Source organism: Candidatus Bathycorpusculum sp., assembly GCF_009778815.1.
In the GTDB taxonomy this organism is placed as follows: Archaea; Thermoproteota; Bathyarchaeia; order Bathyarchaeales; family Bathycorpusculaceae; genus Bathycorpusculum; species Bathycorpusculum hydrogenotrophicum.
Genome location: NZ_WRFL01000064.1, coordinates 1 through 12,405, shown reverse-complemented (window position 1 = coordinate 12,405; position 12,405 = coordinate 1). Strand labels below are relative to the sequence as shown.

General features: G+C 41.4%; 11 protein-coding genes. 6 read left to right on the top strand and 5 right to left on the bottom strand.

The window, feature by feature from the left end; translation table 11 throughout:
• Positions 1–480: 480 nt before the first annotated feature.
• Complete coding sequence (locus FWF39_RS10255; protein ID WP_343383349.1) at positions 481–1,728, bottom strand: hypothetical protein; 1,248 nt, start codon at positions 1,726–1,728, stop codon at positions 481–483.
• Positions 1,729–2,024: 296 nt separating this feature from the next.
• Between FWF39_RS10255 and FWF39_RS10250 the strand changes: the two genes are divergently transcribed.
• A complete protein-coding gene (locus FWF39_RS10250; protein ID WP_343383348.1) occupies positions 2,025–2,201 on the top strand; it encodes a hypothetical protein in 177 nt (58 codons plus the stop codon).
• Between the two features lie 213 nt (positions 2,202–2,414).
• On the opposite strand, the gene FWF39_RS10245 is transcribed toward FWF39_RS10250, so the two are convergent.
• Complete coding sequence (locus FWF39_RS10245; protein ID WP_343383347.1) at positions 2,415–2,648, bottom strand: hypothetical protein; 234 nt, start codon at positions 2,646–2,648, stop codon at positions 2,415–2,417.
• A gap of 74 nt (positions 2,649–2,722) precedes the next feature.
• Here FWF39_RS10245 and FWF39_RS10240 point away from each other — a divergent pair, with 74 nt between their 5' ends.
• The 4 genes from FWF39_RS10240 to FWF39_RS10225 all read left to right on the top strand — a co-directional run bounded on the left by FWF39_RS10240 (position 2,723) and on the right by FWF39_RS10225 (position 9,833).
• Positions 2,723–3,292 (top strand): winged helix-turn-helix transcriptional regulator, encoded by a 570-nt coding sequence (locus FWF39_RS10240; RefSeq protein WP_343383346.1) that lies wholly within the window; start codon positions 2,723–2,725, stop codon positions 3,290–3,292.
• Positions 3,293–3,816: 524 nt separating this feature from the next.
• A complete protein-coding gene (locus FWF39_RS10235; RefSeq protein WP_343383345.1) occupies positions 3,817–8,286 on the top strand; it encodes an InlB B-repeat-containing protein in 4,470 nt (1,489 codons plus the stop codon).
• Complete coding sequence (locus FWF39_RS10230; RefSeq protein WP_343383344.1) at positions 8,258–8,752, top strand: hypothetical protein; 495 nt, start codon at positions 8,258–8,260, stop codon at positions 8,750–8,752. Before FWF39_RS10235 ends, FWF39_RS10230 begins: the two co-directional genes overlap by 29 nt.
• Before the next feature lie 46 nt (positions 8,753–8,798).
• Positions 8,799–9,833 (top strand): radical SAM protein, encoded by a 1,035-nt coding sequence (locus tag FWF39_RS10225; RefSeq protein WP_343383343.1) that lies wholly within the window; start codon positions 8,799–8,801, stop codon positions 9,831–9,833.
• Between the two features lie 6 nt (positions 9,834–9,839).
• On the opposite strand, the gene FWF39_RS10220 is transcribed toward FWF39_RS10225, so the two are convergent.
• Both FWF39_RS10220 and FWF39_RS10215 read right to left on the bottom strand, forming a co-directional pair.
• Positions 9,840–10,397 (bottom strand): hypothetical protein, encoded by a 558-nt coding sequence (locus tag FWF39_RS10220; protein ID WP_343383342.1) that lies wholly within the window; start codon positions 10,395–10,397, stop codon positions 9,840–9,842.
• 304 nt (positions 10,398–10,701) lie between these two features.
• Complete coding sequence (locus FWF39_RS10215) at positions 10,702–10,926, bottom strand: hypothetical protein (protein ID WP_343383341.1); 225 nt, start codon at positions 10,924–10,926, stop codon at positions 10,702–10,704.
• A gap of 206 nt (positions 10,927–11,132) precedes the next feature.
• On the opposite strand from FWF39_RS10215, the gene FWF39_RS10210 reads away from it, so the two are divergent.
• Positions 11,133–11,294 (top strand): hypothetical protein, encoded by a 162-nt coding sequence (locus tag FWF39_RS10210; protein ID WP_343383340.1) that lies wholly within the window; start codon positions 11,133–11,135, stop codon positions 11,292–11,294.
• A 15-nt stretch (positions 11,295–11,309) separates the two neighbouring features.
• Here FWF39_RS10210 and FWF39_RS10205 read toward each other — a convergent pair whose 3' ends face one another.
• Positions 11,310–11,783: an arsenate reductase ArsC gene (locus FWF39_RS10205; RefSeq protein ID WP_343383339.1), complete on the bottom strand. Its 474-nt coding sequence runs from the start codon at positions 11,781–11,783 to the stop codon at positions 11,310–11,312.
• Positions 11,784–12,405: the final 622 nt, after the last annotated feature.

The following is a 12,405-nucleotide window of genomic DNA, read 5'->3' as shown; positions in this document are numbered from 1 at the left end:
CGGTTTGGGCGGCAGATCGAAATGGTTCGGGTAAGCAGATAGATTGGCATTTTACCACAAAACAAGCAAGAGGTAAACTAAAACATCTATATCCTAACTTATAATGCGGTCAAAGCAATATGTTAGTTTTTCATCTTTTTTAAATTTTAGTGTTGTCTGTTTTTATTGCGTAACCATTTTTGCATGATAATCTGATAATGTTTTTTCTAAATTTTCTGGTCTTTTTAATCGTTATTGTCACACTACAATAGCTCTAAGAGTTGGAATTGTTTTGGAGCTTTATTGTAAGCCTGTTTTTTTGATGGGATCAAGAGTTGCACAGGCCTTTATGGATCAAGTATAATCCTGACTTTTTTCACCATACATAGTTGATTGGTTTTGTGAGTTTTAGTCCTCTTTTTTTTGGGGGGGTAGGTCAGTAAAATACAGAGTTATGTACGATTACATTTAGCATGGTGTTTGGTCATGGCTGAATTTCCTCTACAAGTGTCTGTGTCCCTTAAAATAAACCAAAAAACCAACAAAAGCCGTTACCACAACTATAACCGCTATCCCAACCAATAATTCAACACCGAACCAACCATTATCTGTTGAATCCATCGGTTCTAAAATAAAATTTGCCAGCCATAAACCATAATGATCATCAGTTGAGGGATATGTTGCAGTAAGAAGGTAGCTAACCACCACAACCAAATCATCATCAAAACCACTAACACCTAAAACACCCAACAAAGCTTTATCGAGATTTTTAAGATCGGATACATACTCAGAGTACGCTGAGGACCATAATTTGTTGCCATGATCATCTAGGGCAACTATCCCAGAAACACTCAACAACAAATATTGACCGTTTCTATCTTGAACTATATCTCTGATACGGTAATCATACTGACGATTATCTGATATGATATAACCATCATATCGCTGATGCCACAGTTCCTCACCACTACCATCCGTTCTAACAAGCCAGTTGTTCTCAGCATCAAAACCACTAAACAAAAAACCCCCATCCGGAGTCTGAATAATCGAACTAACCGCTAAACTTGTTTCCTCCAACCCATAATCATAGGTATGGCTCCAGACAACCTCACCATACAAATCTAACTTGGTAAACCAAAAACTCAGACCCTGACAACCAGCAACATAATAACCCTCCCCATCATTTGATTGCAAAATAACTCCAGCTCCAATATCCGAGAATGTTTTTTCCCAAAGCAAATCCCCCGCATCATCATACTTAAAAACACTAGTCGCACAATGTCCAGAAACATATATACCATCAAGTATTACATAGCTTCCATCGTCTGTTACAGTAAACCCTGAAACCGATCGCAAGTCACTGATTTTTCGGCACCATTCCAGATTACCTTGAAAATCTGTTTTTATCAACCAACCCGAACTGCCCTGACTAACTAAAAGATATCCGGAATCAATTGCTTGTATTATCCATTTCATGCTTTCAATTTCGGGATAAGTTTTTGTCCACTCTATTTCGCCGCCTCTATTGGTTTTCATAAGGGATAAGACTGGGGGATAGACGGTTGTATTAGATCCAGCGAGTACAAATCCGCCATCTTGTGTTTGAACTATCGAGGAAATAAAAGAGTCATTATATGTTTGACTCCTCTGAAGCTTTAACGGTGTGGCAGATTGAGCCAAAACTTGACTGGGTGCAGCCAAAATCACCCCAAAAAACAATAGTATAAATACAATTGCACTAATCTTCAACTGTATCCCTCATATTCCTCGATAATCCTTCTCTGCTATAAAGATGAGCCAAGTCTCATTAATGATTTACTCTATAACCCCAAAACACCAAGCCGATCTCTTTTTTTAGTGTTAGTATAAATCTTCAAAATCAAAACTATTTGAGGAAAGGAACCATACTCAAATAACAGAAGCCTCTTCCAAAGAATTTATCTGCTTGGGTATGATGCCGTTCCTTAAAGTCAAGAACTAAACTTTGAGAATTCATCGCAAACACTAAAAAGAAAATATGCGAGATTAACCCATTAGTGTTAACTTTGCCGTTCAACGTAGTTTCGTTTGCTGTGGGGGGGGGTGTAATCTGTGTTGCTCACACTTATCATGTCAAAGCTGGAGCTGTCGCCATGACTGGTTTGGTGACGGATTTGGCGGGTTGTGTTGCGACCTGCATCGGTGGTTATGTTGTGGTGGGGTTTAGTTTTAGCTATGACTGATCCGTTGTGTCTGATCTGAAAACTCCTCTGGTTATGATGTCGGTATTTTCTTTCCAGTTACCCCGTTTAAATAGTATGTTTCAACTTTTCAAACATAAAATTCACTGTTAGCATCAGTAAAAATCAGAATAAGAAAAACTTGGCATAATATAAATTTCATAAAGCGCTACTCTCATAGAAAAAGATGTTATGTGTTGTGTTACTTAGTTGCTATTATTTTAGTTGCAGGTAAAATAGCATAACATACCTTACTGCCCACTCTTTCACATCATGCACAGGCGTGAATGAGAAGGGCACCCATCCCGCACTTTCAAGTTCTGCGATTCTGGTCATAATTGTATCAGGATCTGTCTCAGATACAATCTGCCATCTTGTTCTCACCAAAGGCTGAAGAATTATTCCCGGACCGTTTCCCAGTTCCTCTTTTGATGTGTCTTTTTTAGTCAATTTTTTCTCCTGAAGTTTTTTATATTCTAAATGATATTAATAGGTTTTGTTTATAAAATAAACTGGTGAACTATGTGGATGAAATTGACAAGAAAATCATTATGCAACTGCAAACAGACGGGCGAACTACCCTGCGAGAATTAGCGCAATCAGTCGGATTTACAAGTATGGGAACCAAAAAAAGATTGGAACGACTAATAAAAAACGGCACAATAAAAATATCTGCGCTCATCAACCTAAGCGCTCTCGACCTCCATCCGGCAATCGTAATGCTCGAAATGGAAAGTGCAGACGCCATGCAAGAAATCCTCACTCGATTCGAACAATGCCCTCGGATAATGCGGATGTTTAAAACAGTGGGCGGCTTTAACTTAGTTGCAATAGTTGTTGCAGAAACACCGGAAACACTTGAAAGTATATCTATGGAGAATTGCTCGCTTCGATGTAGCAGAGGTATACGTCGCTCAGAATTCTATCCGATAAGTGAAACATATTTCTCGTCGTTTCTGCAAATAAGAGGAAACCTTGCACACCAAGAAAAAAAGACCAATCCCTGCAACGTGGATTGTAATCTCTGTAAACGGTATGAAAAGCAAAAATGTGTTGGTTGTTCAGCAACAAGCAACTATAGAGGGTCGTTATAAGAAAGACAATAAACATGATTTAGCCAAAAACAGTTGGTGGAAGTTGACAGTTTAGAATTATCTATTTAATTGATAATTCCGCAGATTTTCTTTCTAGTGTTGATGGAAACAAAACGCAGAGTTTTGGGCAATGAACTAAAAAACAATATGGTGAAGAGTGAGCAAGAATATATTTTTACTTGTCTCTTGCTGAACATGGCTTTTCAGCGCTGATTTGCATGCTATGCAAAGAAAAAAGTCAGCGTGCTATTTGACACGGTGTCAGCGCTGATGGTGTCATTAACGATATTGATTGATGCGTGAAAAAAGCGGGGTTTCGATCTTCCTAACAAGATGGCTGTGTCCATGCTATCCGTGTGGGCAAAAAATCAAATACGTACATTTATAAAATACTAATTACAAGTAAAAACTTGTAAAACGGGTGTATGTTGTCTACCCGTTCATCTGACAGCATTTTTCCTGTTGTCACCTCTTCCAAGTTTAGGGAGCATACAAACAATAAATAACGTTAAGCGTGAGAAACAATGATTAACAAAAAACTTTACAAAAACCTGAAACTAAATACGTACTCAAACACTAACCCTAAAATCAACCTGCAAACACTCCACCGCAAAAGCACAATTTTCACATTTATTTCTTTAGTGTTTGTACTGGTGTTACTTTCTTCTATTGTTTACACAACAACCTTTAACGGCACTACCCATTTTGCTTCAGCATATGCTGTTGATAAAATTGTTCATGATGAGCAAGGACTCAGAGATGCCATTAATGATGAGGCTTTGAATGCAGCACCTGTTCAGTATGTTATTGCATTGGTTGCTGATATTGAGCTTACGGATTCCACGCTTACTATACCTGCAACTGCAAATGTTGTGTTGACAAGCGATAGTGGTGTGTTTATGAAGCTTATTGGGCCAAATGATGTAGATACCCTTACTGTTGCGGGTGGTGGTGTATTGGTGCTTGATGGACTTATTGTTACGCATGTTAGTGGTGATTTAGGTCGTGGGGTAACAGTCGATACCAATGGCACTCTTGAACTCCACAGCGGAGAAATTTCTGGAAACCTGTATCTTGCTACTTATAACGGTGGTGGGGTGTATGTGTCTGGTGGTGGTTCTTTTAGTATGTTTGATGATGCCCGAATTTACGGCAATACAGCTGGTTATGGCGGTGGGGTGTATGTGTCTGGTGGTGGTTCTTTTAGTATGGTTGATGATGCCCAGATTTACGGCAATACTGCTAGATTTGGTGGGGGTGTGTATGTGTCTGAGGGTTCTTTTAGTATGATGGGTAGCGCCAGGGTTGATGGCAATGATGTGTTTTCTTTTGGTGGGGGTGTGTATGTGTCTGAGGGTTCTTTTAGTATGATGGGTAGCGCCAGGGTTGATGGCAATACGGCTGATTATCGCGGTGGTGGGGTGTATGTGTCTGGTGGAGGTTATTTTAGTATGATGGATGATACCCGAGTTGATAGTAATACTGCAAATTATAATGGCGGTGGGGGTGTGTATGTGTCTGAGGGTTCTTTTAGTATGTTAGGTAGCGCTAGAATTGATGGCAATACGGTGTCGTCTTTGGGTGGGGGTGTGTATGTGTCTAGTAGAGGTTATTTTAGTATGATGGATGATACCCGAGTTGATGGCAATACGGCTGTGTCTGGTGGGGGTGTGTATGTGTCTGAGGGTTCTTTTAGTATGTTAGGTAGCGCTCGGGTTGATGGTAATGTTGCGTCTTCTTTTGGTGGTGGGGTGTATAATTTGGGTGTATTTGATATGTTGGGTGGTGCGATTTCTGGCAATACACTTTCCGGCACTAGTAATAATAACCGGGGCGGAGGTGTATGTAATGCCGGCCCGCGTGCTATTTTCAATATGGCTGGCGGCATAATCGGCGGTAACACTAGCAGTAGTGAGGGTAATTCTGCTTATCGAGGCGCAGGAGTGTATAACGATAGAGGCATGGTCACTATATCTGGTGATGCGGCCATATTGGGCAATAATGCGGTTTATGGCGGTGGTGGGGTGTATAATGACGCCGGTAAAGTTAACATGGGTAACACCCTTTCCGCTGAAGTCGTTCGTATCTCGGGTAATACTGCAAACTATGGCGGAGGCGTGTATAATACAGGTAACGGCGCTTCTTTTAGTATGGTTGGTCAGGCAGTCATTTCTGATAATTTTGTTCGTACCGATGGCGGTGGGGTGTACAACTCTGCAGTTTTTAACCTATTAGACGGCGAGATTTCAGCCAATTCCGCCGGTACCGGCGGCGGAGGAATATGTACCTATGGCGAATTTTATATGTCGGGTGGAAAAATTTCCAACAATTCTGCCCGCAGCGGAAGCGGAGTACTAAATTACCGCACGTTCAACATGAACGGCGGAGAAATCTCAAACAACACATCCACCGGATATGCAGGTGGTGTGCATAACAATGGCAGTCTTTCGTCTGGTTCTACTATATTTGAGATGTCTGGAAATGCACTTATCTCTAATAATTCTGCGGTTCTTGGGGGCGGCATATATAATGCCTATAATGCTACAGTTAACATGTCTGAGCGAGCCTCCATTTCCGGTAATGTTGCCGTTAACACTGACAAAAGTGACGGTCGAGGAGGCGGTGTATACAACTTTGATCGCGCCACACTTAACATGCTTGACAACACGGTCATCGCTGATAATTTTGCGGTTTTTGGCGGCGGCATATGCAACAACGCCAACAGCACTGCCAATATGTCAGGCAACGCTGCTCTCTTAGACAATACTGCCCATCTTTATGGCGGCGGGATGTACAATTGGAATCCCTACTCTGAAGCTGAGCCTTCAGTTTTTAGTCTATCTGATAATGCGGTTATCTTGGGCAATTCAGCCGCTTACTATGGCGGCGGCATACAAAACACTAACAACGGTCTGCTCATCCTATCTGGTGATGTTGTTATTGCTAATAATTCTGCCATCTTTGGCGGCGGCATCTACACTATGTGTGCTCTGTCTAACGCAGTCACAATAAATGGCTGTACTATCGCTAATAACTCTGCTATTTCCGGTTCTGGCGGTGGCATATATACAAATAGTGAGCTTATTGTGACCGAGGTTGTGATTGCTAACAATACTGCCGATGTTAATGGGGGTGGAATGTATGTGGCTTCCAGCGGCTTTGTTGACCTGCAAGCAGGGATAGTCTATGGTAATGCGGCTGGCAATAATGGCGGCGGAATCTGGGTCACTAACACCGATGATATTGGATCCCTTGGCAAACTCTATATTGAGCGTGGGACGATATTTAGAGATAATACGGCTTGTGTTCTTGTTTCTCTAACATCCTTAAGTGCCTATGAGGAAGGAATTTATCGTAATCAGATCCAGATTGACGATGGGCTATGGTCCAATGGTGCGTTGTATGGTATAAATAATTATGATATCAGCTTTATGACCCGCTGTGTGATAGTTTATGATCCGGGTGCACAGGGTACTTGGCAAGCTGATGCGGAGACCTATGTTGATTTAGAGTTTGGAAGTTCTACGCCAGTATTTGGTACTGCTTCAGGTGTTGACTACACAATTGATCGTGTATCGGGTTGGAGTTTTGCAGGTTGGCTTCCAGCTTGGTCTGCTGTGGTATCGGGTAATGTGACCTATGTGGCTCAGTGGATCAAAAACGTGGAGCCGATATTTTATACTGTGACATATAATGGCAATGGATTTACAGGCGGGACCGTACCTATGGGCGGCTCTTATCCGGCAGGATATTTGATGCCTGTAGCCACTCAAGGAAGCATGATTCGAGAGGGCTATGTTTTCCAAGGCTGGGCCTACACCCCAGATGCAAAAACACCCGACTTTACGACCGGTTCAACAACATATCTCACCCTCACAAAAGATGTCACCCTATATGCCATATGGCTCAAGGAGGACCCGCCTTCTTTGATGTATACGGTAACGTATTTGCCTGGGGATTATGGCACTTTTGAGACGGTTAGTTTTGTGTGTGCTTTGGGAGATTTGACTCCTAAAGCACCGGTAGCAATTGGTCAGCCCAGCTGGCATTTTATCGGCTGGACACCTAAACCAACTCCGACCGTTGAGGGCGATGCCACCTATGTGGCACAATGGGAACCAGAAGCTACCCCTACTCCCTCCCCCAGCCCAACAGCCGCACCATCATCATCTCCCTCACCCACCCCAACCCGCCCACCATCATCATCTCTCTCCCCCAGCCCAACAGCCGCACCATCATCATCTCCCTCACCCACCCCAACCCCCACCCCAACTTTATCTCCCTCGCCAAGTCCAACTGCATCACCGTCGTCTGTGAGGACTGTAGATGGGGTACCGGTTTGGGCGCTTGTAAATCTGTTGTTGAGTGTTGTTGGAGTCATATTGGCGGCCATACTAACTATAGGGGTGTTGTTGCAACGCAATCAAAAGCAGAAAAAACAACAAGCACAAGAACAAAAGAAAGACGCCAAAGGGCAATATGTTGCAAAACAGAAACAAAAGGGTGACGAAGATTATACTAATGGAGCGGAAGAGAAAAAACAGAAGCTACATCGTCTCTTTTGGTTCTTGCTGAGTGTTATTATGGGTATCATGGGCATTATCGTGTTCATATTAACCGAAGATGTGACTCGGCCAATGGCACTAGTGGACAGATGGACCATCCTAAACGTTATCATATTTGTAATAGAGCTGATCGCTATAGTACTTACTTTTAAACACAAAAACAACAAAGACCAAACTGTTGCTTATACCGTGCATTATTATTTGCATGGTACTAAAAATCCAGTTGCTACAAGTAAGACAGTTGCGTTTGGTACTATTGGTTTTAGCGTGACTGAGTATGCACCAAATATTGTGGGTTACACGGTAGCGGGCGATGGTGTGATGTCTTTGGTTCTTGATGCGGATGCGGCTAAGAATATGATTGTTTTCTACTACACGTTGAGTACTAAAGAAGATAAAAATGAGCAACAAAACAGAAGCGGCAACTAAAGAGGCAAATGCCTCTGCTAAACCCCAAATCAATAGCCTGCCTATCCCTGGTCTCACAAACCTTTTAAAATACAAGATACATATATTAATACAGGTGATTAATTTGGCAGAAGAAATGAAGATAAAACATGTGAGCGATCTAAAAGTATCCGTCGAAGAAATGATTTTTAAGAGGAAAATTTGGGTAATGTACCTTGTAGTAAATGACTTTTATAAGGACTTAATAGCTAAAAAATTAGTAAAAGTTGACGTTGCGACAAGTGTAAGATTTAATGCTTTTGTACAAGAACAGGTTAGCGCATACATGACTGGCAAAACGGCGCCCCCTGCAGAAATTGAAGGGCCCATCCTAAATATTGCTGACGATTTACTCGCTGGAAAAGAGATTACACTAAGAACGGGAGACTATATTGTCCTTCAAACTTACATGCAAAAAGCAAATCCCCAAAGTCTAAGAAAGGCTTAGAAGAGGATTTGCTCACTTTTCTTCTTTTTATAAGGTGTGTTAGTAATTGACGGTTGAAGCGTTTCCTCTTGTAATTGGCTGGGAGTTAACTTTAAAGTGTAGTCTACGTTGTCGCCATTGTGGGTCCTCAGCAGGGTTACCGCGAGACAATGAGTTAACCACAGATGAGGCGTTAGCATTATGCGAGCAGTTCCCCGATCTTTTGGTGCAAGAAGTAGATTTTACAGGTGGCGAATCTCTTCTACGCCCCGACTGGAAAGAGATAGCACTCTGTCTCAAAGACTTGAAAATTAGAACTAACCTCCTTACACACGGGGTAGATTTAACAGAAAATAAAATTCATGAACTGGTAAATGCTGGCATAACCTGTATTGGCATAAGTATAGATGGCTTAGAAAAGAGTCATGATTTTATGAGAAGGTGTACTGGCGCCTTCAACAGAACTCTTCATAGCCTAGACTTAATGAAAAAAGCAGGTATGAAGTTTAACGTTATTACAACGGTAACGTCACAAAACGTTGATGAAATGCCAGCGCTAATGGAGGTACTCCAACAACATGGAACCGATGCATGGAGACTCCAATCACTAATTCCCTCAGGCCGGGTGAAAGATTCAAAAGAAATAAATATAGAAAACAAAACTATCTTAAAAATGGGGCAATTCATTCGCGAAAACAAGAAAATTGCGCACGAAAAAGGGCTTGAGATTATTGTAGCGGATGGATTACAATACATTTTTGAAGAAGAAAAAGCCGCAACCCACAGCCCTTGGTTAGGTTGTTCCGCTGGGTGGTGTACATGCGGAATCACAAGCGACGGCAAAGTTAAGGGTTGCCTATCTATGCCCGATGAGCTAATAGAAGGAGATTTGCGAAAACATAGCTTGTGGGATATCTGGTTTAATCCTGAATCTTTTGCTTACAATCGTAAATTTACGCAGAACCAACTGGGCGATAACTGTGTAGGTTGTGATATGCGTGAAAGTTGCAAAGGTGGCTGTAGCTCAAAAAGTTACACAGCAACTGGAGCCTTTCATAATGACCCCTACTGCTTTTATCACATAAACTGCAATACACGTTAGCACATATCAGATATGTGGTTTAACTAAAATCGCAGTTATTTCTTCTTGGGTGAGTAGGTTTTCGGGGGTGATTTTGGGGTTTTTCTCTTTCACAGTTAAACTAATCCAGTTTACTTCTGGAGGTGTGGGGGTGTTTTTGGCGCAACTGCCTTGTTTGGCGTATTGAACTACTTTGCGTAGGAGGAGTTTGTTGTCTGCTTTGGTGGATTCTTTGTTTGGTCTGCTGTTTATTTGGGCTACTATGTGTTCTATGTCGGTTTTTGTCATGGTTTTGATGTCTGTGCCATTAATTATGCGCAGTAATACGGGGAGGTGGGCGGCGCATTTTGAGACTCGACCAAGGGACAGCCCCAAAGCGTTGAGGTGGTCTAAAAACTGCAAGCCTATTGTGCCGTTTGGGAGTTGTTGTATGTTGTGTCGGTTGCGTTTTATGCGCTGGGCGTAGTCATGAATCGGTTTGTTTATTGACATATCCCTTGTGTATTCGGGGGTTTTTAAAGGCGAAGATTTTGTTTTGGTTTTTTGGGTTTTTTGAGCCGAAATTTGAGGAATAGAACCAGACACAACTGCTTGGTGCAGGGGGTGGGATTCGCACTAAACCCCGTATGGCGACGTCGCCATTAACAAATTTTTTCGCTCAACCCCTTTTTCTATTTTAGCATTAGAAACTGCTTAAACCAAAGTTTTTCTTATCTTCAATTTCCATCCTCAAACAGTATGTGCCAATTTACCTATTGTGGTACTCTACTTTCGCCCCTTCTGTTTCTTATACATTTTCTGGTCTTTTTAACCGTCATTGTCACAGATGCAATATAGTTCTAAGAGAGGAATTGTTATGGGCTTTATTGTAAACCTGTTTTTTCGATTGCTAGGTTGTTTGTAGTTTTTCGGTATTCTCAAAAAGTCTGTCTGTTATTTCATATTTGCAGTTTTTGCAGGTGTATTTGTTTTGTTTGATTAGTTGTGTGAAGCAGTCTGGGCACCAGATTGTTGCTTCTTTTTGTATGGCACTGATTTCAATTTTGAAGGTTTTGTCTGTTTTTTCACCACTGAAAAAGGTAACAGCTAATTGCATTTCCATGTTGTAACTCATGATAGTCTCAACCCAGCAGATGTTATGTTAGCTGTTTGTTATATTTCTGTTTGGTTGCTAACGCAGGTTGGCGCTATCAAGATTAGTAAGGTTCACGCATTTTTGTAAATTAACTTTCATAGATGTTTAGAAACGCTAAATGAAGTTAATCGACCATTTGGTAACACCTAAATACTTCAAGCGGTCTTTTGATTTTGGGGAAAATTTTGAGTCGAATTTCTTGTGATAAAAAAAATTGTGTCAATCACATAGAGGGCTACTGTTCTCTGTCTAATCCTGAAAAAGAGGGCAACAGTTGCATTGATTACGAAGACGAAATGGATTTTACACGTCTAAAGGTTGATGTAGCAAGAGGCACCCTCGGCTGACTATTTAACTCAACATTACATTTTTAGTTCCGCAAAATAGTCTGTAATCCATGTCTTAATTTCATCCCTTATACGGCAGAAAGCAGCAAGGTTTTCCGTTTCAGTTCCACAAACCTCCGAAGGATCCTCAAACCCCTGAACTACGTACTTTTTGGTTTTAGGCAACTTTGCACTAACTATCAGAGGGCGACTCATAGTTGTGGGTGATGTGCACAGAGTGCAGAGTGTTTTTGCACTGTTTTCACAAACAGAAACAGCTAAGTCAATTTTAGTATCGCTAAATACTTCTAACCCTTTGGAATACTGTCCTGAAATGTCTATGCCTATTTCGGCCATAACTTTGATGGCTAAGGGGTTGATTGTTGTGGGATTTGTTCCAGCGCTGAAAACCTCATATTTTTCGCCATACATGTTTCTAAGCAGTCCCTCAGCCATTTGCGACCGAGCCGAGTTATGGGTACAAACAAACAGAATTTTAGGTTTAGACATGATTACAAGACCGTTGATTGTCGCGTAAGTTGTCAACTATTTTTTGTGTTTCTTTTTCATCGGGGTGAGATATGGCCCCTTGCGGGCAAATGTTTTCACAACCCCGACAAAAAACAACACATCTGTTGGGATTAATCTCTATTGTTTTCTTTTTGTCATGGATGGTTTTTGTTTTGAAAGCGTTCATGTGACAGAATTTTATGCATTTTCCACAAGTGGTACATTTGTTATAGTCTATTTTTGGATCCCACGGAATTTTGTCTCGTGGTAGCCCTTCATAGTCTGTTTCAACCATCTTTTTTTCACCCAAAGTGTTTCTGACAATGTTGTTCTGTAATTATGGATGTGGTTAGAGGGTGTCGTCGCATATAAGTGCATTTTTCCTATTTTTCTTATTTTTAGGAAAAATTTATTTAGTGGAGAAGCCGTTTTTCTCTAATAGTAGTGATTAAGCATGGCTGATTGTTGTAGTGGCGATGAGGTTTGTAGAATTGATGCTGTGATAACGATGGATGCGAAAGGGCAGATTGTTCTTCCCAAAGATTTACGCAATAAAGCAAACATGAAAGCAAATGACAAAATAGCAGTTGTTGCTTGCGAAAAAGACGGTGAGGTCTGCTGT

Bases quoted from the DNA above. Each gene is read 5' to 3' on its own strand.
- FWF39_RS10235 (WP_343383345.1), top strand. From the start codon at position 3,817: ATGATTAACAAAAAACTTTACAAAAACCTGAAACTAAATACGTACTCA.
- FWF39_RS10230 (WP_343383344.1), top strand. From the start codon at position 8,258: ATGAGCAACAAAACAGAAGCGGCAACTAAAGAGGCAAATGCCTCTGCT.
- FWF39_RS10215 (WP_343383341.1), bottom strand. From the start codon at position 10,926: ATGAGTTACAACATGGAAATGCAATTAGCTGTTACCTTTTTCAGTGGT.
- FWF39_RS10205 (WP_343383339.1), bottom strand. From the start codon at position 11,783: ATGTCTAAACCTAAAATTCTGTTTGTTTGTACCCATAACTCGGCTCGG.